Annotated in this window: 16 protein-coding genes; 11 read left to right on the top strand and 5 right to left on the bottom strand. The window is 69.2% G+C overall.

The window, feature by feature from the left end:
- Window positions 1-2 precede the first annotated feature (2 nt).
- The 5 genes from ACFO8M_RS05480 to ACFO8M_RS05460 form a co-directional block, all read right to left on the bottom strand.
- Window positions 3-452, bottom strand: a complete 450-nt coding sequence (locus tag ACFO8M_RS05480; RefSeq protein ID WP_387971632.1) for a hypothetical protein — start codon at window positions 450-452, stop codon at window positions 3-5.
- On the bottom strand, window positions 449-5,812 hold the full coding sequence (locus ACFO8M_RS05475; RefSeq protein ID WP_387971629.1) for a CHAT domain-containing protein: 5,364 nt from the start codon (window positions 5,810-5,812) through the stop codon (window positions 449-451). The genes ACFO8M_RS05480 and ACFO8M_RS05475 overlap by 4 nt, the downstream gene beginning before the upstream one ends.
- Window position 5,813: 1 nt before the next feature.
- Window positions 5,814-8,633 (bottom strand): CHAT domain-containing protein, encoded by a 2,820-nt coding sequence (locus ACFO8M_RS05470; protein ID WP_387971626.1) that lies wholly within the window; start codon window positions 8,631-8,633, stop codon window positions 5,814-5,816.
- 114 nt (window positions 8,634-8,747) lie between these two features.
- The gene (locus tag ACFO8M_RS05465) at window positions 8,748-9,197 is read right to left on the bottom strand and encodes a hypothetical protein (protein WP_387971624.1); all 450 of its coding nucleotides are present in this window, start codon (window positions 9,195-9,197) and stop codon (window positions 8,748-8,750) included.
- Window positions 9,198-9,392: 195 nt separating this feature from the next.
- Window positions 9,393-9,710 carry a DUF3817 domain-containing protein gene (locus ACFO8M_RS05460; RefSeq protein ID WP_387971621.1) on the bottom strand — a complete coding sequence of 106 codons (318 nt, stop codon included), beginning with the start codon at window positions 9,708-9,710 and terminating at the stop codon, window positions 9,393-9,395.
- 170 nt (window positions 9,711-9,880) lie between these two features.
- Here ACFO8M_RS05460 and ACFO8M_RS05455 point away from each other — a divergent pair, with 170 nt between their 5' ends.
- From ACFO8M_RS05455 to ACFO8M_RS05405, 11 genes are all read left to right on the top strand, one after another.
- Window positions 9,881-10,537 carry an LppX_LprAFG lipoprotein gene (locus tag ACFO8M_RS05455; RefSeq protein ID WP_387971618.1) on the top strand — a complete coding sequence of 219 codons (657 nt, stop codon included), beginning with the start codon at window positions 9,881-9,883 and terminating at the stop codon, window positions 10,535-10,537.
- Window positions 10,524-12,011 carry an MFS transporter gene (locus ACFO8M_RS05450; protein ID WP_387971615.1) on the top strand — a complete coding sequence of 496 codons (1,488 nt, stop codon included), beginning with the start codon at window positions 10,524-10,526 and terminating at the stop codon, window positions 12,009-12,011. The genes ACFO8M_RS05455 and ACFO8M_RS05450 overlap by 14 nt, the downstream gene beginning before the upstream one ends.
- An 18-nt stretch (window positions 12,012-12,029) precedes the next feature.
- Window positions 12,030-12,320 (top strand): GNAT family N-acetyltransferase, encoded by a 291-nt coding sequence (locus tag ACFO8M_RS05445; RefSeq protein ID WP_387971612.1) that lies wholly within the window; start codon window positions 12,030-12,032, stop codon window positions 12,318-12,320.
- Window positions 12,321-12,456: 136 nt separating this feature from the next.
- Window positions 12,457-12,969 (top strand): hypothetical protein, encoded by a 513-nt coding sequence (locus ACFO8M_RS05440; RefSeq protein WP_387971609.1) that lies wholly within the window; start codon window positions 12,457-12,459, stop codon window positions 12,967-12,969.
- A 159-nt stretch (window positions 12,970-13,128) separates the two neighbouring features.
- Window positions 13,129-15,093, top strand: coding sequence for a HelD family protein (locus ACFO8M_RS05435; protein WP_387971703.1), 1,965 nt, complete (start codon window positions 13,129-13,131; stop codon window positions 15,091-15,093).
- 118 nt (window positions 15,094-15,211) lie between these two features.
- The gene (locus tag ACFO8M_RS05430) at window positions 15,212-16,894 is read left to right on the top strand and encodes an ABC transporter family substrate-binding protein (RefSeq protein ID WP_387971607.1); all 1,683 of its coding nucleotides are present in this window, start codon (window positions 15,212-15,214) and stop codon (window positions 16,892-16,894) included.
- 254 nt (window positions 16,895-17,148) lie between these two features.
- Window positions 17,149-18,867 (top strand): ABC transporter substrate-binding protein, encoded by a 1,719-nt coding sequence (locus ACFO8M_RS05425; RefSeq protein WP_387971604.1) that lies wholly within the window; start codon window positions 17,149-17,151, stop codon window positions 18,865-18,867.
- A 329-nt stretch (window positions 18,868-19,196) separates the two neighbouring features.
- Window positions 19,197-20,897, top strand: a complete 1,701-nt coding sequence (locus ACFO8M_RS05420) for an ABC transporter substrate-binding protein (protein ID WP_387971602.1) — start codon at window positions 19,197-19,199, stop codon at window positions 20,895-20,897.
- Window positions 20,898-21,422: 525 nt separating this feature from the next.
- Entirely contained in the window at window positions 21,423-23,156 is a 1,734-nt protein-coding gene (locus ACFO8M_RS05415) for an ABC transporter family substrate-binding protein (protein WP_387971599.1), read from the top strand.
- 197 nt (window positions 23,157-23,353) lie between these two features.
- Window positions 23,354-24,379, top strand: a complete 1,026-nt coding sequence (locus tag ACFO8M_RS05410) for an ABC transporter permease (RefSeq protein ID WP_387971596.1) — start codon at window positions 23,354-23,356, stop codon at window positions 24,377-24,379.
- The gene (locus tag ACFO8M_RS05405; RefSeq protein WP_387971594.1) at window positions 24,372-25,283 is read left to right on the top strand and encodes an ABC transporter permease; all 912 of its coding nucleotides are present in this window, start codon (window positions 24,372-24,374) and stop codon (window positions 25,281-25,283) included. The genes ACFO8M_RS05410 and ACFO8M_RS05405 overlap by 8 nt, the downstream gene beginning before the upstream one ends.
- The last annotated feature ends 13 nt before the right edge of the window (window positions 25,284-25,296 follow it).

Here is a 25,296-nt window from a genome sequence, read left to right as displayed (position 1 = left end):
CGCTATCGGTCGAATCGGATCAGGCTGTCGATGAGGCCCTGAGACGGGAACGCCTCGGCCTCGGGAGGGAGTTCGACCTCGCCGGGCGCCTCGGCCTCCAGTTCGGGCAGGTCGTCGCCGAGTGTGGCGAGCAGGTCCGGCGGCATGGACCAGTACCGTTCGGTGTCGATCTCGGCGGAGGCGGCGTGCTCGCGCCGCACCCAGGCCCGGGCGCGCTCGATCTCGGCGGCCGCGTCGACGTCGTACAGCAGGGCGTCGGCGAGCAGCCGTTTCGGCAGCTCCCGCAGCTCGTCCCAGGCCTTCTGCGTGACCGGGTTCATCATGCGGTGGGTCATGAGCTTGAACGAGGCGTTCGCGACCTCGTCCCGCGTCGAGTCCGGCCCGATGCCGGCCTTCGCCAGCACCTCGTACGGATACGGCCCGTTCCAGACCGCGTCGGGGTCCCTGATCATTCGTGCTCCTCTCCGCGGCCGGGCGGCCGCTCCAGCGCCTGCAGCAGGGCCGTCCGGCGCCCGGCGTGCGACGGCCCGGCCGCCACCGCCCGCACCAGGTCGTCGATCGCCTCGGTCGCATCGCCGGCCGCCAGGCGCCGCTTCGCCCTGCGCGCCAGGAACTCCGGCGACTCCTCCGTCTCGTCGTAGTGCTCCACGAGGTCCGCCAGCGCTTCCACCGACAGCGACGTCAGGTTGAGGCTCTTCACCTCGTTGAGGATGTCCCGCATGGCCGCCTCCAGCAGGAGGCTGCCGGGAAAGTGGGTCAGTCCGTGGTCGAGCAGGTCCAGTGCTTCGCGCAGGTGCTTCCACTTCGCGTCGGTGTCCTGATCGGTGAACCGGTCGACCGCTGTCAGCACCGCCCGCGCGAGGGTCTCGATGATCCGGATCGACTCCGGATGAAGCCGGTAGGCCCTGCGCAGGTCCGCCAGGGGTTTCGTGATGTCCGCCCGGAGATCGGCCGCGCGCCGCAGAACCGCCCGGTCCACCAGCAGGTCCGCGAGTCTCCGGTCGATCTGCTTGCGCCCGCTCGGACCCACGATCGTCCTCGCCCGCTCCAGCAGCTCGACGGCCTCGTGCAGGCGCCGCAGCGTGTTCGTGGCCGAGGAGGCCAGGGTGTCGGCCCGCGCCAGGATCATCCAGAGGGACGCCTGACGGGTGCGAACCGTCATGGTCGCGGCCCCCGCCGTCTCGATCGCCTTCCGCAGCCGCACTATCGCGTCGTCCAGGCGGCCCGCCGACAGCAGCCCGTGCGCGATCGACATGTGGACTCGCACCGCCAGATCGACCGCGTCGTGTCGCAGTCGCTCTTGGCGCTGCGGCAGGTGCGCGTATGCGGGGTTGCGCGCCAGGAAGACCCGGCACCGTTCGCAGGCATCCGGATGCGCGGCCGCGTCCGGTCCGACGCAGTCGGGGGGCATCGCCGAGCGCGGGGCCCGGTAGTAGTCCGGAAGGGCGGCCAGCGAGGCCTCGAAGCGGTGGCGCTCGAACGCCATGAACGGGACCGACAACTCCGAGAACGTCCAGCGCAGCCGCCGCAGCAGTGCGCCGTCGACCGCCGTGGGCTTCCCCGGGTCGGCGGGCTCCGGGTCCGGCTCGGACCGGGCGATGAATCGCCCGAACTCCTCTTGCAGCCCTGCGATCTCCAGATAGGTCGGCCCGCACGACAGTGTCCGGTCCTCGTCGAGCGGCAGGCCCCCGGCCTCCTTCAAGCACCGGGTCGCCTCCATTTCGGACTCGAACAGGTCGATGAGCGCCCGGTTGCGCGCCGCCGGCCGGGGATGGCCGTTGTCCGCGTGACGCTCGGCCGTCCGCGCCAGCACGTCGACCAGGTGCTGGCCCAGTCGCGCCCGCAACCGGTTCGAGTCGGCCGGGGTCACCGCGTGGTCGTAGCGGGCCGCGCGCGACTGCCGCCAGCCCACCCAGAAGCCGTCGTCGTTGATGACCGCCGCCCAGCACGCCAGCGCCGTCCGCCACGTCGCCTCGGACTGCTCCCAGGCGCCGGTCTCCTCCAGACGCTGCGCCAGCCAGTGGCATGCGACCGCGAGGCAGTGCGCGTTGCGCATGTCGGCGGGATCGGCGACCAGGCGGGACCGCCAGGCGGCGATCGCCTCCGTCCGCGAGCCCGACAGCAGTGCGAACAGCGGCGCGTCCTCTGGCAGCTTCTCGCACAGGGCCGCAAGAGGATCAGAGGACGTCGCGAAATCCATCCCGGTCAGGGCGTCGTTGAGTCGTTGGGGCTCGCGCAGCCAGTACAGCTGCACGTCCAGCACCAGCCGCTGCTCGGTGTAGCGCAACTCGTCCCACGCGATGCGGGCCTGTTCGCCCCAACCGCCGCGCTGCATGAGTGTGAACGCGGCATCGGCGACGTCCTTGGTGGAGGAGGCCGGGGTGATGCCCGCGTTCCGAAGTGCCAGGTACGGGAAACTGCTGCGCTCCAAGGCGATCGGGTCTCCCGCGAGGGTCGCGGCGGCGATGCCCTCGGCCCAGGGGAACGCCGCGCACAGCCGCCGCAGGTGCTCCAGTCGGGCCGCGTCGCCGCCCAGGACGGCTCCGGCCGCCTCGTACGCCAGTATCGCGGCCGACCACTTCCCGGCCTGCTCCAGGCAGCGCGCTTCGGCATGGGCCGCACGGGCATCGGCGTCGGCGTGGCCGGGGCAGCAACGGAACGCCTTGGCCGCCTCGTCCCAGTTCCCGGCGTCCTCGGCGATGCGCCCGTACGCATAGGGGGAGTGGACGAGCGTGTCGGCGTGGTCGCCGAGTTCCTCCGCAAGTTCGACGACTTCGCCCCACCGCTCCTCGGCGGCGGCCCGGCGCAGTCTGGCATAGCGCGACAGGGTGAGCGAGTCGGCGAAGTCCTCGGGCAGCTCGGCGGTCAGTTCGAGCGCCTTGTCCCAGTCCTCCTCGTGGACGGCGATGCAGGTGGCCGCATAGCGGCGGCGCTGCGCGGTATCGCGATAGTCCGGCGGGAGAGAGGAGGCGATTTCGATCACGTCCCACCAGTGACCCTTGATTTCAAGGTCTCGCAACGTGGCGTAGTTGATGCGCGAACCGAAAGTCGGGTCGTTGAGGTTAGAGCAGGAGCAGTAGATATCTGCGGCCTGCGCCCAACTGCCGGCTTCTTCCGCCAACATTCCCCTTGCGAGGCAGCGAAGGTCGCCGACTTCCATATCCCGCTCGTCGTCAGGGGCATCGCGAAGCAGCGCGAGCACCGACTCCCAGTCTGCGTCAGCCGCTGCGAGCGAGCCTCGGGCGAAGCGGCGACGCCGCCCGACCTCGCCTGATTCGAAGCTGTCGGGCAACTCCCCGAACCCGGAGATGACATCGGCCCACTCGCCGATCTCGTCAGCGTCGCGGCCGCGGGCGTAGTGGAGCCGATCGGCGACGTCCAGCAGCCGCTTCGGCAGGGGCTCATAGGATTTGACCGCCTTGTGCCATTCGGCGGCGATCTCGCTCAGGCGACCCGTGGCGTACCCGAGCCGGTCCGCCGCATCCCGATGCGCCGTCTCCCGGTAATGCCCGGCGGCGCCGCCCCAGTCCGCGGCGTCCTCCGCCTCCCTTGCCGCGCAGTAGGGAAGACGCTGGGCCGCATCGAGGTAGTCGGTCGGCAGGGCCGCGAAGTCGGCGGCGGCCCGGGCCCACTCCCCGGATTCCTCGGCGGCGAGCGCCGCGCTGTACAACTGCTCCCGCGCCGAATCCAGCGGCGGGTCGAGTTCGGGCACCTTGGTGAAGCAGGCTACGGCTTCGCGCCAATCCTCGGATTCGGCGGCCAGGTGGCCGGCGACGAGCAACGTTCTCTGGGCGGCGTCCTCGAAACCGTCGAGTTCGGACAGATGCTCGGCGGCAGTGGTCCAATCCTCGGATGCCTCTGCGTCCCTTGCCCCGGCGTACAGCAGCCATGTCTCGGCATCCGGCCCCGCCTCGGCGAAGAACCGGCACGCCCCGGCCCAGTCCCCGGCCTCGACCGCCTCGCGCCCCTTCGCGTGGGCGGCCCGCATCGGCGCTCCGACGTACTCGCCGCACGCCTCGAACGCCGCCGCCGCCGCACCCCAGTCCGCGGCGGTCTCGGCGATCCGACCCTCCACATAGTGCAGACACTGGTCCGCGTCCCGGTACGCCTCGCGGCGCGCGACGATCCGCCGGTACTCCTCACGGGCCTGCTCCCATCGCCGCGCCCGCCGGTGGGCCAGCGCGGCGGCGTACCGCTCGGCGAGCTCCGCCTCCTCCTCGGCGGTGAGCAGGAGTGCAACGGCGCCACGAAAGTCGGCCCGTTCGGTCGCCTCCAGGACCTGCCGGTAGGCGTCCGCCGCTCCGGTCCAGTCCCCGTCCGCCGCGGCCCGTTTCGCCTGCGTCATCAGAGCATCCAATGAGGCCAGTCGCTCGCACTGCTCCGCCATCAGGTCGTCGACGACCGCGGGAAGCTGGTCGGCGATGGTGCGCAGGCGGTCCGCGGCCTCTGTCGGATCGCCCGCGGCCGCAAGCACCTTGCAGAGCTCGACCAGTTCGGGCCAGGCGATCTCGAACTCGGCCTCGGCCAGGAGCCGGCGCAGCTCGACGTTGGAGTACCGGGAGGTCACGTTCTGGAGCGGCTCCCACTGCTGGGTGGACCGCAGGTATTTCGCGGCGCGGAGCAGCGTCTCCACTGGAATGTTGCCCTTGGGGCGCCGCACCTTGTCGAGGGAGCGCTGGCCGTCGCGCAGCGGATCGGCGGAGTCGCCGTCCTCCTCCTGCACCTCCGGAGCTTTGAACAGCCAGGAGTGCCCGAACTGCTCGTTGCAGAACAGGTTCAGGGTGGCCCATTCGATGGAGTCGGGCGGGACGAGCTGGCGGGCGGTGGTGACCGCTTCGTCGAGGGTCTCGTTCAGGCTGATCCGCTCCAGCAGCACCGGGCCGATCTTGCGGGCCGCTTCGTCGCTGACGAGGCCGTTCATGCCGACGACGGCCGGGACGCCGCGGCTGATGAGCGACTGGGCGAGTCCCGCGAACATCTCGTCGCCGCGGGAGTCGGCGCCGTGGCAGAGATTGAGCATCACCAAGCGCAGTTTCCGGGCGCCCACGAGGATGCCGGACAGCAGTTGGCTGTCGACCGGGTCGATCGCGCCGTCCTCGGTCTGGAGGTAGACCACGCCGTCGCCGCGGGCGGCGTCCCAGTCGCCGTGGGCGATCAGCAGCACCGCGGCAGGGCCGGTCTGGCGGCCGACCCACTTCTTGATGTGTTCGCGGGTGGCGCCCCGGCAGATATCGGTTTGGGTGGTCACCCAGCTCCAGCGGTCGCGGGCGGCCTTGATCTCGGCGTCGGCGCCGATCGGGTCGAGCCCTTCGGGGGAGGCGGTGGCGATGAGGATGTGGATCTGCTCGGGGCTGTCGTCGGGGTGGGGGAACCGCTCCTTCGACGCGATGCCGGGGACGGTTCGCACCAGGGAGCGGTTGGCGTCGAGCGCGAGGCTCTGGCCGGGCCAGTCCGGTGGCGTGCACAGCGTCTCGACCGGCAGCTCGGAGAGGTCCGGCGGCAGGTCGAAGCGGAGCCGGAGGCTGTGGGTCTCGGTGAGGACCCCCTTGAGCTGCTCCTGCAGCCCGGTGCCGAAGAGCACGTGGAACACCTCGCGGCCGAGGACGCGCAGCCGCTCGGCGACGTTGACGCCCTTGCGCGGGGCCCGGTGCAGTTTGATGTCGACCAGGTCGTGGAGTTCGCTGCGCAGCCGGGCCGGTTCGTCGCCGACGCGGATGACGGCCGCGCCGCTCGCGGCCCCCGCCGCCACCACCAGGTGCCGGCCGCCGCCGATGGGGCGCGCCCGGATCCGCAGTTCCTCGAACTCGGCCACGTCACAGGCTCCTTCTGATGCGGCGGACGTCGCCGCTGAGGATGGCGGAGATGAGCGAATGGAGCTTCTGGGACTCGGCCAACCGGGTGCGCAGCTCGGGGTGGTTCGGCTGGATGCGCAACCCGGCCTGGAACTGTTCGGACGAGCCGGCCAGGAGGTCGATCGCTTCGAGCATGTCCGCGGCGCTCGGGGGGATCGTGCTGTCGAGGTTGAGCCGCTTCGCGGCCCCGTTCTGCAGCATCACACCGAGATTGCGGCGGGGCGCGATCTGATGCGGGGCGAGCGCGACGGCCCGTTCGAGGTCGCGGCGGGCGGAGCGGTCCTGGCCGTCGTTGGCGCGCTGTACACCTCGCTGCCCGTACAGGTACGACAGCCGGGTGACGATCCGGTCGTGATGGGGTCGGTCGTCGCCGCGCAGCAGCTTCAGGACGGCATCGAGCAGTTCGATGCCGCCGTCCAGGTCCCGGCGGCGGGTGAGGGTCTCGGCGCGGCCGAGCGCGGTCGCGGCCATCGGCTCGATCACCGACGCGCGCTCGCCGTTGCGTTCGGCGTGGGCGAGGGCGTGCCGCCACCTGGTCGTCGCCTCCTGGACATCCATGGGCCGCTTGGCGACCGCGGACATGGCGAGGTCCAGCAGCGCGTCCGCGGCGAGCGCACCGGCCATGTCGGACAGTTCCTCGCGCTTGTCGGGGAGTGCGGCGAGAGCGGGGTTGCGCCGGTCGAACTCGGGGCAGTCGGCGTCGCACAGCAGGGGCCTGTCGCCGCCGCCCCTGGCACGGCCGCCGTGGCGGGCACGGCAGTCGGGGCAGCGGGTGTCGAGTGCGAGCTTCAGCGCCTCGGCGGGCTGCTCGGCGCTTGCACGGGCGAGGCCGAGGCCGATGTGGGAGAACTGGATCAGGGGGTCGCCGGTCGACTCGAACTCGTGCTCCAGGACGAACTCGCTCAACCGGCGCTCCAGGCCGAGCTCGGCGATGCGCATGGGGCCGCAGGAGATCCGGACGCCGCCGCCGATCGGCAGGCCCCCCAGCTCGGCCAGCAGCGCGGTCGCGGCCTGTTCGCGGACCATGAGGTCGACGGATCCGGTCGCGCCCGCGCGCAGGGCGGCATCCTCGATCAGACGGCGCAGCCTGCCGCGCATGTCCTCCAGGGCGCGCTTGGGCACGGCGCACCCGTAGCGGCGGGCCGCGGCCCTGCCCCACCGGTCCCAGTAGTCCTCGTCCTCCAGCAGCGGCGCCCACGCGGCGATGCAGCGCTCGGCCAGGTCGGCGTCGTCCGCGCCGTGAAGGAGGATGAGCGCGCGGGTGTGGGCGAGGCGGGCCCCCGCCGGCCTTTCGGTCGCGGCCAGGCGGTCGAGCGCGTCTCGGCGGCGGCCGCCGAGCGCCGAGACCACGGTGTCGATGACCAGGGTCGCAGGCCCGGGCTCACCTCCGGAATCGCTGCGGTGCAGCAGCTTCGCGGCCCGCTCCCATGCCCCCTCGGCGGCGGCCCCGTAGGCGGCCTGGCGCAGGCCGAACGCGGCCTCGCGGGCGGCCGGGCCCGCCCCGAGCGGCAGGTCCGCGTCGGGATCGAGCCGCGCCAGCGCCGCGATGTGCCAGGGGTTCTCGGGTCGGCTCAGGAGATCTTCGAAGTGCCCGGTCCGGTACAGGCATTCGCCGAAGGCGTCGTCGTGGGCGACGATGTCGGCGGAGATCCCCGCGATGGAGGCCTCGAACGCGTCGCGCGCGGACTCCCAGTCGCCGCCGCGGGCGTGCAGGGCGCCCGCGGCACGGTACGCGGCGCGCCAGATCGCTTCGGGCAGTGCGGAATCCATCAGCCCCTCGAGTTCCGCCGAGGCGTCTTCGCCCGCGCGCAGCGCTATCAGGGCCAGGCCGAGCCGCGCGATCGGGTCGCCCGGGGACTGCCGCCAGGCCGCCGCCGCGGCCTCGGTCTCGCCCGCCTCGAAGTCGAGCAGGCCGAGGAAGACCGCGCTGCGCTCGCCCGCGCCGGCTTTGAGGTGGAGGGCGGCCTCCTCGGTCTCCCCGGCCGCGATGGCGGCGGCCGCGGCGTGCAGCCGGACGGCTTCGAGGGGGACTGCGAAGCCCTGCTCGGCGGCGGCTTCGAGGTCGGGAATCGCGGCAGTGAGGTCGCCTGCCCGGAGCCGGGCGACCGCCCGCGCGTGGCGGGCCGTCGCGGCGGGTCCTTCCCCGCCGGGGGCTCGCGACCATGAGACGGCGGCGCGGTCGAAGTCGCCGACCCGGTAGGCGGCGGCGCCGTGCTGGAGCAGGATCGCCGGGTCGGCGAGTCCGCCTTCGAGGGCCTTCTCGTGTTCATCGAGGGCTGAGCGGGCATCGCCGCGGCGGTGGGCGATGGCGCCGCGCACGGCCGAGGCGACCGGGGTGGACAGCGCGGAGGCGTGCCAGTCCGCTTGCGGGAGCTGCCCGGCGCGCAGTGCGACGACCGCGGCGAACTCGCGCACAGCGGCGGTCAGCGGCCACTGCTGGGCGGCGGAGTGCAGGTCGGCGAGGGCGAGGGCGTCGCGGCCGGTCCGGGCGTGCACGTAGGCCCGCTGGATGTGGGCGCGGCCCTGCGGGGCGCCGCGGGTGATGGCGGCGGTGAAACACCACTCGGCCTGGTCGAATCGTCCACCGTGCGCGGCGGCGCAACCCGACCAATAGAAGCCCCGCCAGTCCGTCGGCCACAGGCGCTGGACCTCCCCGAACCACCGGTCGGCGGCCTGGGGCTCGCTCTGCGCCAGGCAGACCCGGCCCAGCCCGACGCGGCCGGCCGAGGCGACCGCGTCGAAACCGGGGTCTTTCCCGAGGCGTTTCGCGGTCTTCTTCACCGCCGAGGAGAATGCCTTCTCCGCCCTCGCAAGATCATTTTCGTCAAGGGCTTTCGCACCCCGGACTCCGGCGTTCCGGGCCCTTTTGAGCGCGACACTCTGCAACATCGACGATCATTCCCCGGCTTCGTCCGACACCGATCTCCAGTCCCGACGATTGTGGTCGTAATGCAGGGGACCGGTCCCGAACCCGTCAAGGTCGATTTCGAAGAGTCGCTTGAACGCCTCGAGCGGCAGATCCGGTTCCAGGACGATCCGCAGTTCGCGCTCCGAGTCCTCCAAGACCAACGGCTTCGACTCGGCCCCGCCACGCTCGCGGGCCCGGTTCCTCAGCCCCTGGAACAGGTCGTGCATGGCCTCGCTGCCCAGGGTCGACAAGAACGCATGCAGCGGAATCGACAACAGCAGCACCCAGTCGAACACCGCCGGGGAGCGATGCCCCAGGGGCCGGTGAACCTCGGTCTCGAATCCATTCCCGCGCAGCGCCTCGACCCATTGGGATTCCACCTTGACAGGCAATTCCGGGGACAGCAGCAACTCGGCGCGAAGGGGGGAAATCGACATTCGGGCTCCAGTGTTCGACGGCAGCGACGAAGGATCGATTCATGTTATCCCAGACCCGCAATCGGTGCCGCACATCGATTTTCGGGCAATTGTTCGCAGTACCGGGGATTGCATGGCAGCAATGGTTCTCGATAACGCCAGAGTTTCAGGGGCGCACTGGTGACACCCCTGTGAATGGCGGTGGGTTTCCCCGGGCTAAGCGGGCTGCGCGGCGCGTTCGGCGTCGAGGAACTCGTCCTTCTTGGCGTGGTGGAAGAAGAACGGCGCCAAGGGGATCACCGAGCAGACGAGGGCGACGAGCGTGGTACCGAAGCCCCAATCGAGGCGGCGGCGGATCAGGAAGGTCCCGAGGACCAGGAGCACGAACAGCACGCCGTGCAGCATCCCCAGCGGCATCACGAGATCGATGTCCGAGATGCGGCTCAGGAGCGAGCCGAAGACGAGCAGCAGCACGAACGACCAGCCCTCGGCCAAGGTCAGCATGCGGTAGCGGAACACGGGATTCGCGAGCACGGAGATTCCTTTCAACAGCGCTGTCTTTCGACGGCGGGGTGGCACCGGGTGGTGCGGGTGGTCTGGGGGTTTCCTGCGGCCGACCCTAACACCGCGTGAGCGCAACGCCCCCTGTGAACGTCAGCGGTACGAGACCTGCCACGCAGGCCCCGGCGGCATAGGATCGGGCCATGCGATCGATACCCCTCGTCCTCACCGCCGGTCTCGCCCTGCTCGCGGTCGCCGCCTGCTCCGGCGGCGAGGATCTCCCCGCCTCCGACGAGATGCTGCCCGACGCCGCCACCGCCATGAGCGAGGTCGAGAACGTGCGGTTCGACCTCGCGGTCGACGGCGACGTGCCCGGGCTCAACGTGAAGGCCGCCGACGGGGTGGTCACCTCGGACGGCTCCGCCGAGGGCACCGGCACCCTCACCGCGTTCGGCATGGACATCGAAGCCGAGTACGTGATCATCGGCGAGGACGCCTGGGTCAAAGGCCCCACGGGCGGGTTCCAGCAGATCCCCGTCGGCGACGAGATGCTGCCCTACGACCCGACGCTGCTGCTCGACCCCGACTCAGGGATCGCCGCATTGCTGAACGCCGTCGACTCCGCGGAAGCGCAGGACACCGAGACCGTTGACGGGGTCGAGACCTACCGGTACTCGGTCGAGTTCGATCCGGCCGCCTTCGCGGCCCTGATCCCCGCCGAAGGCGACTGGAACGCCGCCACGGTCTGGTTCGACCAGGAGACCGCGCACGTGGTCAAAGCCGAGTTCTCCCAAGGAGATGCGACGGTGACACTGCTCTTGTCGGACTACGACGAGACGGTGACGATTGAAGCCCCCTGAGGCCGGTCCGATCCGCAAGCGGGTCGCGATCGGCGCGGCGGGGGCCGCCGTCCTCATCGGGTCGATCGACGCCTACGTGCTGGTGTCGGTGCTCGTCGACATGATCGGCGAGCTCCAGATCCCCGTCAACCACCTGGAGCGGGCCACACCCCTCGTGACCGGTTACCTCCTCGGCTACACGGCCGGGATGCCGCTGCTCGGAAGGCTCTCGGACCGGTTCGGGCGCAAGGCCATCATCTACGCGTGCCTGGCCGCCTTCGCCGTCGGCTCGGTCATCAGCGCCACCGCCCAAGAGCTGGTGCCGCTCGTCGCCGGGCGGGCGCTCCAAGGGCTCGCCGGCGGGGCGCTGCTCCCCGTCACCATGGCCCTCGCCGCCGACCTCTTCGCGGCCCGCCGACGCGCGGCCGTCCTCGGTTGGGTCGGCGCCGCACAGGAACTCGGGGCCGTCATCGGGCCGCTCTTCGGCGCCGCCGTCGCGGCCCTCGTCGGCTGGCGCGGGATCTTCTGGATCAACCTGCCGCTCGCGCTCCTCGCCGCGCTGGCCATCCACTACGCGCTTCCCAGGACCGAACCGCGCCGCGACGCCGCGCGCGTCGACTTCGTCGGCGGCCTGCTGCTGGCGCTCGCCTTGGGGCTGTTCACGGTCGGGCTCTACAACCCTGAACCGGAGAATGCCGTCCTGCCGTCTTGGGGCGTCCCGACGGTGATCGCCGGGGCCGTCGTGCTCGTCGCTTTCGCCTTGCAGCAGTGGCGTTCCCCGGTGCGCCTCCTCGACCCGGCCGGCGTCCTCCGGCGCCCGTTCGCCGCCGGCCTCGTCGCGAGCCTCGCCGCCGGGGCCGTCCTCATGGTCACCCTCGTCGACGTCCAGCTCCTCGCCCAGACCCTCCTCGGCCTCGACTCCGCGGGCGGCGCGATCCTGCTGATGTGGTTCCTGGTCGGGCTCCCGGTGGGCGCTTTGGCCGGCGGGTTCCTCGCCTCGCGCTTCGGCGAACGCCTCCCCGCCGTCATCGGGTTCGCCGCCGCGGCCGCCGCCTACTTCTGGATCGGCAAGACGGTGCCCGACATCGAACCCGGGCTCGCCCTCGCCGGGGCCGCCCTCGGCATCACCATCGCCCCGCTCTCATCGGCCGCGCTCCGCACCACCCCCGAGGACAGCCACGGCACCGCCTCCGCCGCGGTCGTCGTCGCCCGCATGATGGGCATGCTCATCGGCGTCGCCGCCCTCACCTCCTGGAGCCTCCACCGCTTCCAAGAGGCCACCGCCGACCTCGACACGCCCCTGCCGTTCGGGATCCCCGAAGCCGAATTCCTCGCCCTCCAAGCCGACTACCTCAAGGCCCTCGACGCCGCCCTCGCCACCCAGTACGCCGAGGTCTTCACCGCCACCGCCTGCATCTGCGCCGCCGCCGCACTCGTCTCCCTGCTTATTCCCGGACGTGTGCGAGCCCGCAGATCCTCGCTGACCGGGGCCTGAACTGGATACTGTTGCCTCATGGCGGATCTTTCTGTGGTCGACAACGTCGACGAGCACCGGTACGAGCTGCAAGACGCCGACGGCGCGGTGCTCGGCTACCTGGAGTACCTGACCCGCGAGGACTTCGTCGTCCTGCCGCACACCGAAGTGGACCGCTCGCTGCGCGGCCAGGGCTGGGGCGACCGGCTCGTGCAGCACGCCCTCGACGACCTGCGGAAGAAGAACGCGAAGGCGTACCCGACCTGCCCGTTCGTCGACCGCTGGATGCAGAAGCACGCGGAATACGAGGACCTCCGCTACCAGCTTTAGGCAGCACTGCCGCGGACTGTTCACCTGCGCGACATTTCCGAGTTCAACTGCTGTTCACTTAGGGTTGAAGCATCTTCAATATGCGTCTCCCGGTTGCCGTGACCCGCCCCTCGTCCCGTTCCCGAGCGAACGGGGGATGCTGATGCTGTCCGCGCTCATCCTCCTGCGCCACGTCGCCCACCCCACCGCCGAACCGGCCCCGCTGACCGACGCGCAGTCCCGCCGCGCCTGGGCCCTCGCCGACTTCCTGCAGCTCTACAACCCCACGACCCTGCTCAGCGGGCCCGGCCGCGCCTGCGCCGACACCCTCGCGCCCCTCGCCAGCCGCCTCGACCTCCGCGTCACGACCTCCGAAGACCTCAGCGCGCAGACCCCGAAGCTCCCCGGCGCCGCCCACACCGCGATCTGGTTGGCCGCCAAAGCGATCCGCACCCTCCCCGACCCCCGCCGCACCACCGTCGTCTGCGCCGAAGGCGTCGTCCTCACCGCACTCCTCGTCGCCGTCGCCGCCCGCGACGGCCACGACCTCTCCGGCTACGACCTCACCCTCCCGCTCGAAGGCCCCGACCTCGTCCCGCCCGGCGGCGGCTGGGTCCTCCACCGCGACGACGGCCGCCTCGCCGAGGTCAAGGCCCTCGCCATGCGATAAATCAATTGCAGCCGCAGGTCAAGTCTCGGTAAGCTCGACGGTTCGTCTGCTCTGCGCCTTGCGCGAACGAGAACCGTCTGACAAATCCACCGGGAGTCCCCTGTGTCAGAAGCCGAACTCCAAGCCGAACTCGCCCACCACGAACACGCCCGAGGCCTCATGGCCGCCATGCGCGCCACCACCGAGGCCATCCACCGCACCTACGCCGGCGAAGTCGACGAGTCCGGGAAGAACCTCGGCATCGGCGACGTCGGCATCGACCAGCACTTCGGCTGGGTCATGGCCAACTACACCGTGCCGCGCCTCGCCGACCTGACCGACCGCGACATCGCACTCTTCTTCGGCCGCATCTGGATGGACGACGGCGAGGACTTCCACATCGGCCGCCGCCACATCCGCGACGAGCGCAACGACCCGCTCGTCCTCGACTGGCGCGCCCCGCTCTCCGAGCAGTACTACCGCGCCTCCGCCCACGACCGCAAAGACGTCGCCAAACGCCGCCGCTTCGGCTTCCAAGGCGCCCGCATCACCGGCTTCGAAGACGAGAACCTCCTCCTCGGCGAAGAGGTCGCCTCCGACATCCTCACCGCCGAGATCGAACGCCCCCGCACCGGCCCGATGCGCGACATCGTCGCCACCATCCAGCCCGAGCAGGACGAACTCATCCGCCGCGAAGCCGCCGCGAACCTCTGCGTCCAAGGCGCCCCCGGCACCGGCAAGACCGCCGTCGGCCTCCACCGCGCCGCCTGGCTCCTCTACAACTACACCGAGAAACTCGACAAGGCCGGCGTGCTGGTCGTCGGCCCCAACGAAGGGTTCCTCTCCTACATCTCCGGCGTCCTCCCCACCCTCGGCGAATCCTCCGTCTGGCAGGTCACCGTCCAGCAGCTCACCGGCGCCCACACCGCCACGGCCACCGACACCCACGAAGCCGCGCTCGTCAAACACGACGCCCGCATGGCCCTCGTCTGCGAACGCGCCGTCTGGGGCCACGTCGGCACCGCCGCCGACGGCGGCATCACCCCCGACGAAGGCCTCCTCATCGCCGACGGCGGCTGGCGCTGGCGGCTCGGCCTCCGGTACCTCGACGAGGCCGTCACCAACGCCCGCAAACACACCCGCACCTACACCGCCGGACGAAAAGCCGTCGAGGACGCCATCGTGCAAGGCGCGCGCCGCCAGGCCGAGATCCGCTCCGGCCACTCCCCGGACGGCAAATGGGCCACCAAACTCAAGCGCGCCCCCGCGGTCCAGGCCTTCCTCGACGCCGTGTGGCCCAAGCTCAACACCAAGACCGTCATGAAGAAGCTCTACGGCGACGCCGCCTTCCGCGCCGACGCCACCCGCGGCATCCTCACCGAGGACGAGGCCGCCCTCCTGGCCGGGAAACCCGCCAAGCCCACCGCGGGCGACCTGCTCATCTCCGACGAGATCGAGTCCCACATGAAACTCCGCGAACCCTCGGAGTCCTTCGGTCACATCGTGATCGACGAAGCCCAGGACCTCTCCCCGATGCAGTGCCGGGTCATCGCCCGCCGCTCCGGCAAAGGCTCGGTGACCGTCCTCGGCGACCTCGCCCAGGGCACCACGCCATGGGCCGCGACCTCATGGGCCGACCAGATGCGCCACTTGGGGAAGGACCAGGTCGAGCACACCGAGCTGACCACCGGCTTCCGCGTCCCGGCCGTCATCATCGAACTCGCCAACCGTGTCCTCCCGCACCTGGGCGTCGACGTCGCGCCCGCCCGCTCCATCCGCTCCGACGGCTCCCTCGACCGGATCGAGACCACCGACCTCGAAGCGGGCGTTCGCGAAGCCGTCGAGAAGGCCCTCGCCGAGGAAGGCCTCGTCGGCGTCATCGCCGCCGACGACCGGGCCGACTCCCTGCGGCCCATGTTGGAAGGGACCGACCGGGTCGAACTCGTCGCCGCGAGCCTCGCCAAGGGCCTCGAATACGACCACGTCATCGTCGTCGAACCGGCCGAGATCATCGAAGCCCCCGCCACCGGAGGCGCCACCATCGAAGGCGTCGGCCTCCGCCACCTCTATGTCGCCCTGACGCGAGCCGTCTCACGCCTCACCGTTGTCCACGCCCGGGCGCTTCCGCACGAGATGGAGGCCTGACGGACCCCGCCCGTCCTTTGTGCAGAAATATCCCGAAACCTGCCCTTCCAGGTGTAACGATGATTCAGTTGCGGGTCCATGCGACCCACAGTGGCATCACACACGGGGGGATGGTCATATGCGACCTGCACAAGCGAGGGCCAGCGCCCTCGCCGGAACGGCCGTACTCGCCGCCGCGGCACTCGGCGCCTGCGGTGACGACTCGGGCGGCGGCGACACCGACGTCACCTGGGCGGTCAGCTCGGGTTGGGAGTCGTGGAACGAGAACACGGCCGACGGCAACAACTCGTACGTCCACCAGGCCCTGTCCCCGGGCGCGACCGTCCTCGGCGACTTCGACCAGGACGCCAACTGGGTCTTCAACGACGCCCTCCTGGCCAAGGCCCCGGAGCTCACGAGCGAATCACCGATGACCGTCGCGTACACGCTCAACGAGAACGCCCAGTGGTCCGACGGCGAGCCGTTCGACGCCGACGACTTCACGTACATCTGGTACCAGATGTCGGGGGACGCCGCGAAGTGCGACCAGACCCAGTGCATTCCCGCCACCACCGACTGGGGCGCGAACGTCGCCTCCATCGTGCAGGAGGGCGACGTCGTCACCATGACTTATGTGGACGGCTATCTCGACCCGGAGTGGCAGTACTTCCAGTCGCCGATGTACCCGGCCCACATCGCCGAGGCCAACGGCTTCGCCGAATGGAAGACCGACCCGGCCGTCATGGGCGCCAGCGCCACCTGGTTCGCGGACAACCCCCCGACCTGGGGGACCGGCCCGTACATGCCCACCGACGGGGTCGCCGGCGACTACGTCACCTTCGAGCCCAACGAGAACTACCAGGGCTCGGCCGACCCGCCCTTCACGAAGCTGACGATGAAGGTCGTCGAAGGCACCGAGGCGATCGTCACCGAGTTGCGGCAGGGCTCGATCGACGGGGCCTGGCCCTCGGAGTTCAGCCAGGAGGAGCTCGACAAGGTCTCCGGCGACTCGGCGATCACGACCGAGGTCTACGAGGGCTCGATCTGGCTCCACATCGACACGAACGCGAGGAACGAGTTCCTCTCCGATGCGGTGCTGCGCCAGGCGGTTTTCGCCGCGATCGACAACGCGGACATCATCGCGAAGGCCTACCCGGACACCGAGGTCACGGCTCGCACCAACCACTTCTTCAACGAGCAGTCGGAGTTCTTCGAGGACGCGCTGGCCGCGTCCAACCCGGTGCAGGGCTCGGGCGACGTCGCCGCGGCCAACGCGCTGCTCGAAGGTGCGGGCTACACGACCGGGGACACGCTCATGACGCCCGGCGGCGATCCGGTCACGCTCACCTTCCGCTACGGCGAGGGCGACGCGACCCGCACGCTCGCAGGTGAACTCGTGCAGTCCTATCTGGCCGAGATCGGCATCGACGTGACGCTCGAGGCGATCCCCGACGGCCAGCTGGGCCCCGTGCTCTCCGAGGGCGCTTTCGATCTGGTCATCTACGGCTGGTCGGGCACGCCGGCGTTCACGACCGCGCCGCAGCAGTACTTCGGTTCGGACTCGGCCTCGAACTTCGGCGGCTACACGCTCGACGGGCTGGACGAGGCGATCGCGAAGGTGCGCTCGACGACCGACATCGCCGAGTCGGCGGCGTTCGCGAACGACGTGGAGAGGTTGGTCGTGCCGCAGGCGTTCACGCTGCCGATCTTCGATGAGCCGCAGTCGACCCTGTACAACAACGGCACGCTCGACGGGATCGTGGCCAACGGCAACAGCCAGGTCGGCCCGATGTGGAACATCCAGGCTTGGAAGCCCGCGTAGGGAACTGGGCTCGGCACGGGGGCGGTCCGTTCGGACCGCCCCCGTTTGCGTATCGGTCGGGTAACAATGATCCGCCAACTTCGTACCGATGCGTTCCGTTCGCCCCTGTGTCCCGGCTAACGTGTGACGGAGCACTGCCGAGCGGCCGCCTGGCCCCTCCGCGACCCCCGCGACCCCGGACCGGCATCGACGCCTCCCCGCGGCCCGCATCGGGCGATCCCCCTCGGCCGAACACCCTATGGAGGAGAACACTCATGGCTCTGACTCGTAGAGCACTCGGCGGCCTCACCATCGGCGGATCCTCCGCCCTCATGCTGGCCGCCTGCGGTGGCAATGAAGAAGGCGGCCAGCAGAACGAAGATCTCACCTGGGCCGTCTCCTGGCCCTGGGAGGCGTGGAACCAGACCACCGCCCTCGGCAACACCACCTCGTGCAACGAGGCGACCGCCCCGATGAACCCGGTCGGGGGCGGCGGCGGCAACGCCGGCTACGACTTCGACCCCGAAGGCAAGGTCTTCTACGACGACAACCTCTTCGACGGCCCGCCGGAGATCGTCGCCGAGGAGCCGCTGACGGTCAAGGTCCTCCTGAAGGAAGGCGTCAAGTGGTCGGACGGCAAGCCGGTCCGCCTGGAGGACTTCATCTTCCTGTGGCACTCGCTGTCGGGCCTGCCCGAGCACGCGAACCAGGAGAAGGCCACCCCGACCAACACCGACTGGGGCGCCAGCATCGAGTCGATCACGCAGGACGCGGACGGCTCGATCATCTACACCCACAAGGCCGGTTACAGCACCGCCGAATGGGCCTTCGTCGGCGGCGTCTACCTGCCGAGCCACGTGGCCGAGGAGAACGGCTTCGCCGCCTGGGCCACCGACCCCGAGGCCATGGGCGACGCGATCCTGTTCTTCAACAACGACCTGTCCCCGGTGGGCCTCGGCCCGTACAAGCCGACGGACTACAAGCTCGGCGAGTACGTCATCTACGAGCAGAACGAGCACTACCAGGGCTCGAAGAAGCCGGTCTTCAAGAAGCTCACCATGCAGATGGTCGACGGGCTCGAGGCGATCGTCACCGAGATGCGCCAGCAGACCGTCGCGGGTTCGGCCCCCAGCGACTTCGACGTCGAGATCCTCTCCAAGCTCGACGAGGACCCGGCGATGAAGTACGAGACGTACTCGGGCGCGACCTGGTCGCACATCGACGTCAACATGAACTCGGCGCCTTTCAAGGACATCGCGCTCCGCAAGGCGTGGTTCACGCTGATCAACGTCGCCGACATCACCGAGAAGATGTTCCAGGGCATTCCGGTGCCGTGGAAGGGCAACCACTTCTTCACCGAGGAGAGCCCGTACTACGTCGACTACACCACCGAACTGGGCTACGGCTCCGGTGACGCCGAAGCGGCCAAGGCGATCCTGACGACGGCCGGGTACACCTGGGACGGCGACAACAAGCTCGTCAACCCCGACGGCGAGGTCGTCAAGACCGACTTCCTGTTCTCGGCCGACAACGTCGTCCGCAACGACACCGCCGCGCTCCTCCAGGCCTACGCCGCCGAGATCGGCTGGGAGGTCACCCTCAACGGCGCCGTCGGCGACGAGCTGTTCTCGAAGATCGAAGCGGGTGAGTGGGACTCCTGCATCTTCAGCTGGGTGGGCAACCCCGCCTTCACCAGCTCCCCGCAGCAGTTCTTCGGCTCCGACTCGTCCTCGAACTACGGCAAGTTCTCCGACCCGGCGGTCGACGAACTCATCGTCCAGGTCAACTCCACGCTCGAACTCGACGAGGCCGCCGAATACGCGAACCAGATCTCGAAGATCGTCTTGGACGCCGCGTACACGCTGCCGATCTACAGCAGCCCCCTGTCGCACGCCTACAACACCACGATGGTCGGCAACATCAAGACCAACGGCCAGGCCCAGCTCGGCCCGATCTACAACCTCGTGGAATGGACGGCCGGCGAGGAGGGCTAGAACCCTCCACCCGAGAACGGATGAAGCCGTAGCGAGTTCGGCACCATCCGTCCTGATAATTCACTGAATTCCCCCGTGGGGCCGATGCCATATCGGCCCCACGGTCCTTTCTCAGCACCGCTCTCAGATGCAAAGTCACGAATACATCACGAATAAACTCCAGTTGGTGCCTCGGCCATGTCAATCCGCTCACGTCTGTGCCAGTGTTTGACACAACACGGCTGAGGGCTTTGCGGCCTTCCCCATTCCCGTTCACTCGGACGCGAGGCACCGGCGCCTTCGCACCCCCGCGAAGGGCCCTCGGCATCGATACCTGGAGGAGAACACTCATGGCTCTGACCCGTAGAGCTCTCGGCGGCCTGACCATCGGCGGCACGGCCGCCTTCACCCTCGCCGCCTGCGGTGGCAACGAAGGCAACGGCGGTTCCGGCGCCACGGAGCTCACCTGGGCCATCCCCTCGGCCTGGGAATCCTGGAACGAGAACACCCAGGCGGGCAACAACTCGTACGGCCACCAGGCCATGTACCCGATGCGCTTCGGCCTCGACGGCAACGCCTCCGGCGACTGGGACGAGAACGGCGAGTACCACCTCAACGACGCGGTCTTCGCGGGCGCCGAGATCATCAGCGAAGCCCCGCTGCAGGTCCAGTACACCCTGCAGGAGAACGCCCAGTGGTCGGACGGCAACCCGATCCGCGTGGAGGACTTCATCTTCCAGTGGTACAGCATCTCCGGCAAGGAGGAGCACGCCGACCAGACCAAGGCGCTCCCCGCCTCCACCAGCTACGGCCCCAACATCGCCTCGATCGAGTCCCCGTCCGAGGGCGTCATCGTCGTCACCTTCATCCCGGACTACCTCGACCCCGAGTGGCTGTACAGCCCCACCGTGTACCTGCCTTCGCACGTCATCGAGGCCGAGGGCTTCGCGACCTGGGCGACCGACCCGGCCGTCATGGGCGAGGCCATCGCCTGGACCGAGGCGAACCTCATCGACGTCGTGACCGGCCCCTACAAGCCCGTCGACTTCAAGATGGGCGAGTTCATCAAGTACGAGATCAACGACAAGTTCAACGGCTCGGTCAAGCCCACCGTCAAGACGGTCACCATGACCGTCGTCGAGGGCACCGAGGCGGTCGTCACCGAGCTCCGCCAGGGCACCATCGCCGGCGCCTGGCCGAGCGAGTTCGACCAGGAGCAGTTCGACAAGGCCGCCGAGGACCCGAACCTCGGGCAGGAGATCTACGAGGGCGGCGTCTGGCTCCACATCGACACCAACCTCAACACCGAAGCGCTCAAGGACGTGGCCCTGCGCCAGGCGATCTTCACCGCCATCAACGTCCCCGACGCCGTTGCGCGCGTCTTCCCCGACACCGAGGTCTCGGTCCGCCTGAACCACTTCTTCGGGCAGAAGAGCAAGTACTTCGTCGACCACATCACCGCGACCAAGCAGGGCTCCGGCGACACCGCCGCCGCCGCCGCGATCCTCACCGAAGCCGGCTACACCGGTGCCGCCGAGGGCCAGGCCCTGACCAAGGACGGCACCGCCGTCCCGAACCTGGTCTTCCGCTACGGCGAGGGCGACGCCACCCGCACCACGATCGCCGAACTGGCCCAGGCTCAGCTGGCGCTCATCGGCATCACCGTCGACATCGTCGCCATCCCCGACGGCGAGCTCGGCACCGTGCTCTCCGAGGGCGACTTCGACCTGGTCATCTTCGGCTGGTCCGGCAGCCCGGCGTTCGTCGCCGCGCCGAACCAGTACTTCGAGACCGGCGTCAACTACGGCTCGTACTCCTTCCCGGAGGTCGACGCCGCGATCGCGAAGATCAAGTCCACCTCGGACACCGATGAGGCGGCCGGGTTCGCCAACGAGGTCGAGGCCATCGTCGTGCCGCTGGCGCTGACCCTGCCGATCTTCGATGAGCCCCAGGGCATCATCTGGAACAAGAACCTCATCGAGGGGATCGTCGGCAACGGCAACAGCCAGGGCGGACCGATCTTCAACGTGAACGAGTGGAAGACCGTCTAAGGCCCACTGAGTGAAGCGGCGGGGCCTTCGGGCCTCGCCGCTTCCCTGCTTCTCGGTCGCAGATTTCGACGGCGTCGCCCCCACATGAACGACCGTCGACACCTCTCGGCTGACCCCCTCTCCGCACCCGGCCGCAGTGTCGCGACCGACCCTCCACGCCCCCCGGCGAGCCACGCCGCGTGCGACGGGCCGATGCGGAAACGCCCTCCCCGGCGGCGCCTGCAAGTCATCGATTCGGCTGGCAGACAGTGAATCTTCCACGTTTCACCGCCATTCAGGGAATGAACATCACGGGAACATAACGAACGAAGCTCATCTCGTGTTCGGTCATTCGAAACGCGGGATTCCCGTGGAAGGCTGTACCTCGCGTCACCCGACCTGCCAGGCCAGGCGGCCCGCGCGCCCGCGACCGATCCCGCGATCAGGCCGAGCGAGCGAGCCCCGCGGCACGGCCCGGGAAGTCACCGAACCCACCACGGTGCCCTCCCCGCCCAAGGCCGGCGGCGCAAACCTTCGAGAGGAACCATGAAGCGACACCACACGGCGGCCGTCGCCGCCTTCGCCTGCACCACCCTGGTGCTCGCGGGTTGCGGAAAGAACGACGTCTCCAGGTCCAGCCTGGACGCCTGCCTCACCGACCCCGCCGGCTGCAACGCCGGCGAGCGGGCCGAAGGCGGCGAGATCACCTGGGCCCTCGACGGATCGTGGGGCACCTGGAACCAGAACACCTCCGAGGGCAACAACGCGTACGTGAGCATGGCGCTCGTGGGCCTGTGGCCCTACACCGGCCAGTTCGACCCCAACGGCGACTTCATCGTCAACGAAGGCGTCTTCGCCTCCGCGCCCGAACTCGTCAAAGAGGACCCCGTCACCGTCGAATACCGGCTCCAGGCCGGCGCGAACTGGGGCGACGGCACCGACATCACCGTCGACGACTTCATCTACCACTGGTACGCGACCTCCGGCGACGCCGCGCTCTGCGAAGGCTGCGACCCCGCCAACACCACCCGCGGCTCGCAGGTCGAATCGATCACCGGCGACGGCTCCGAGGTCACCGTGACCTACAAGGACACCTACCACTCCGCGGAGTGGCAGTACGAGGAAGTGCTCTCCGAGCCCGCCCACGTGGCTGAGGCGCAGGGCTTCGACTGGCAGAACGACCCCGTGGACATGAAGGCCGCCGAGGACTACTTCTCCGCCACGGTGCCCACCTGGTCCACCGGTCCGTTCAAGATCGATGACGCCAAGGCCGGCGAGTACGTCATATACGGCCCCAACGACGACTGGGCCGGAGACACCGAGGTGACCCTCGACAAGGTCACCTTCCGGGTCATCGACGGCCTCGACAACATCGTCACCGCACTGCGCAACGGCGAGATCGACGGCGCCTCCCCGTTCTCGGTCACCGCCGAGGCCATCACCCAGCTCGAGAGCGCCGACGGCATCTCCTACGCGGTCGCGGGCGGCCCGTCCTGGGAGCACATCGACCTGAACACGAAGAACGAGTTCCTCTCCGACCCGGTGCTGCGCCAGGCCGTGTTCACCGCGATCGACGTCGAGAACATCATCGCGCGCACCTACGCCTACGTGCAGTCCGACATCGAGCGCAAGGGCAACCACCTCTTCCGCAACAGCTCCGAGTACTACACCGACCACTACGCGGCCCTCGGCCAGGGCACCGGCGACATCGAGATGGCCCGCAGGCTCCTCGCCGAGGCCGGCTACGAGTGGAGCGCCGACGGCCTGCTCACCAACCCCGACGGCAAGGTCGTCGAGCTGAACTTCCGGTACTCCGAGTCCAAAGAGAACCGCCGGATCACCGGCGAACTCGCCCAGGCCAACCTCGCCGACCTCGGCATCAACGTCGAACTCAAGTCGCTCCCCGACGCCGACCTGGGCACCGTCCTCGGCGAAGGCGACTTCGACATGATCGACTTCGGCTGGAGCTCCGACCCGCTGTTCGTCGGCGCCTCCTCCCAGTACTGGGAGACCGGCTCCGGCTCGAACTTCGGCTCGCTCGAAGACCCCGCGCTCGACGCGCTCATCGCCGAAGTCAACGGCACCCTCGACTACGACGACGCGGCCGAGCGCGCCAACGCGGCCATGACGCGCGTCGTCCAGGACGCCTACTCCCTGCCTATCGTGGACACACCGGTCGCCGTCATGGTCTCCGATAGGTTGGTCAACGTCCGCGACAATTGGGCTTCGCAGCAGCGAGCCGCGTACAACCTCGCAGAATGGGGTGTCGCTGCTGAGTGAATCCGAGGAGAAGCCCACGCGAGGCCGCAGGCGCCCCGCGAACGGGCAGTGCAGTGAATTTGGAAGAGTGCCAGGCGCTCACCGACCCGGCCGCAGAACGGGGAGTCAGTGAGCCGTAGGAGAAGCCGCGTCACGACGCGGCCGGACCGGTCGGCAGGCGAACCGGTCCACACCAGAGAAACCGTGAACGAGGCATTATGGTTGTATTCATAATCCGGCGCACCTTGCTGATGATCCCAGTGCTATTGGGCGCTACCATCTTGTGCTTTGTCCTGGTCGACGTCGCCAACGACCCCGTCCAGGACATGGTCTTCGAGATCTCCCAATCCACCGGCGAGCCGGTACCCCAGTCGACCATCGACGCCCTAGAGGAGTCGCTGTACTACGACCGGTCCATCCCCGAACGCTATTGGATCTGGCTCACCGGCATCGGTGACACCAACGGCGACATCGGCCTCCTCCAAGGCAAATGGGGCCCCTCCATCGAGGGCTCCGCGATGGACATCGGCTACGAGATCTCCACCCGATTCTGGATCACCCTCCGGCTGGTCCTGTTCGCGACGCTCGCGTCCATCGGCATCGCCATTCTCGCCGGTGTCGTCAGCGCGGTCAAGCAGTATTCGCGCACCGACTACACCCTGACCTTCCTGGGCTTCCTGTTCCTCGCCATGCCGATCTTCTGGCTCGGTTCGCTGTTCAAGGAAGGCGCGGTGCAGCTGAACAAGATCATCGGCTTCACGCTCTTCCAGACCTACGGCTCCGGCAGCACCGGCTTCCGAGGGAACGGCTGGGAAGTCTTCTTGAACTCCCTGCCCTACCTCATCGTGCCGACCCTGGTGCTCATGCTCGGCGGCTACGCCGCGATCTCGCGGTACCAGCGCGCCAGCATGCTCGAGGTCATGAACTCCGACTACGTGCGCCTCGCCCGAGCCAAGGGCGTCCGCAACCGCACCGTCATGCGGCGCCACGCCCTGCGGACCGCGCTCGTCCCGGTCGCGACCTTCGCCCCTCTCGCCCTGTCCGGCGCCATGGGCGGCGCGATGGTCACCGAGAGCATCTTCGGCTGGCGCGGCCTGGGCGTGTACTCCCTGGACGCCATCAACGCCGGCGACACCTTCGTCGTCATGGCCTATGTGCTCATCTCCGGCATCGTCGTCCTGATCGGCGTGCTGATCTCCGACATCCTGTACGGCGTGCTCGACCCGAGGATCCGCTATGAGTAACTCGTCATCGCCCCGCCTCGAAGCCGAGGTCATCACCACCAAGGAACGCGGCCAGTGGGAAATGGTGGGCCGCCGCTTCTTCCGCCACCGCGCCGCGGTCGTCAGCATCGTGATCTTCATCCTCGTCGTGCTGTTCGCCTACCTCGGGCCGTTCCTGTGGAAGTGGGACTACAAGATCCACGCGGAGATCCCCTCGTGGGCCGCCCCGAGCCTGGACCACCCCTTCGGCACCGACAAGGCCGGGCGCGACATGCTCGGCGCGATGATGCAGGCGACCAAGCAGTCCCTGAACGTCGCCCTCGTCGTGGCCGTCGGCTCCACGGTCATCGGCGCGCTCTACGGCGCCGTCGCCGGGTTCTACCGCGGCTGGGTCGACTCGATCATGATGCGCTTCCTCGACATCATGTTCGTGATCCCGTTCCTGGTCATCACCGGTGCCCTCGCGGGCGCCATCGACACGAGCGTGCGCTGGTACCACATGGCGTTCATCCTCGCGATCTTCGGCTGGACCTCGATCGCCCGCGCCGTGCGCGCCGAAGTGCTCTCCCTGAGGGAGAAGGAGTTCATCGAGGCCGCCCGCTCCGCGGGGGGCTCGGACTGGCACATCATCGTCAAGCACCTGATCCCGAACACGATGAGCGTCATCATCGTCTCGGCGACCCTGCAGGTCGCCTTCGCGATCCTGTCGGAGACGACCCTGTCCTTCCTCGGTCTGGGCATCCAGAGCCCCGACACGTCCCTGGGCCTCCTCATCGAGGCGGCGGGCGCGTCGGCCTTCAACGAGCACTGGTTCCTGTTCTACATCCCGGGTCTCATGATCATTCTCATCGCGCTCACCATCAACTTCATCGGTGACGGCCTGCGCGACGCGATGGACCCGCGGCAGACGATGGTGAGGCGATAGCGTTGTCGAACAT

Origin of the sequence: Glycomyces rhizosphaerae (assembly GCF_042647865.1) — a bacterium.
Taxonomy (GTDB): domain Bacteria; phylum Actinomycetota; class Actinomycetes; order Mycobacteriales; family Micromonosporaceae; genus Glycomyces; species Glycomyces rhizosphaerae.
The sequence above is the reverse complement of the archived record's forward strand: the minus strand, read 5'-3'. Positions and strand labels throughout refer to the sequence as shown.

Excerpts from the sequence above, each read along its gene's own strand:
- ACFO8M_RS05440 (WP_387971609.1), top strand. The coding sequence starts at position 12,457 with ATGCTGATGCTGTCCGCGCTCATCCTCCTGCGCCACGTCGCCCACCCC.
- ACFO8M_RS05415 (WP_387971599.1), top strand. The coding sequence starts at position 21,423 with ATGAAGCGACACCACACGGCGGCCGTCGCCGCCTTCGCCTGCACCACC.
- ACFO8M_RS05445 (WP_387971612.1), top strand. The coding sequence starts at position 12,030 with ATGGCGGATCTTTCTGTGGTCGACAACGTCGACGAGCACCGGTACGAG.
- ACFO8M_RS05465 (WP_387971624.1), bottom strand. The coding sequence starts at position 9,197 with ATGTCGATTTCCCCCCTTCGCGCCGAGTTGCTGCTGTCCCCGGAATTG.
- ACFO8M_RS05435 (WP_387971703.1), top strand. The coding sequence starts at position 13,129 with ATGGCCGCCATGCGCGCCACCACCGAGGCCATCCACCGCACCTACGCC.
- ACFO8M_RS05420 (WP_387971602.1), top strand. The coding sequence starts at position 19,197 with ATGGCTCTGACCCGTAGAGCTCTCGGCGGCCTGACCATCGGCGGCACG.
- ACFO8M_RS05480 (WP_387971632.1), bottom strand. The coding sequence starts at position 452 with ATGATCAGGGACCCCGACGCGGTCTGGAACGGGCCGTATCCGTACGAG.
- ACFO8M_RS05425 (WP_387971604.1), top strand. The coding sequence starts at position 17,149 with ATGGCTCTGACTCGTAGAGCACTCGGCGGCCTCACCATCGGCGGATCC.
- ACFO8M_RS05430 (WP_387971607.1), top strand. The coding sequence starts at position 15,212 with ATGCGACCTGCACAAGCGAGGGCCAGCGCCCTCGCCGGAACGGCCGTA.
- ACFO8M_RS05410 (WP_387971596.1), top strand. The coding sequence starts at position 23,354 with ATGGTTGTATTCATAATCCGGCGCACCTTGCTGATGATCCCAGTGCTA.
- ACFO8M_RS05405 (WP_387971594.1), top strand. The coding sequence starts at position 24,372 with ATGAGTAACTCGTCATCGCCCCGCCTCGAAGCCGAGGTCATCACCACC.
- ACFO8M_RS05455 (WP_387971618.1), top strand. The coding sequence starts at position 9,881 with ATGCGATCGATACCCCTCGTCCTCACCGCCGGTCTCGCCCTGCTCGCG.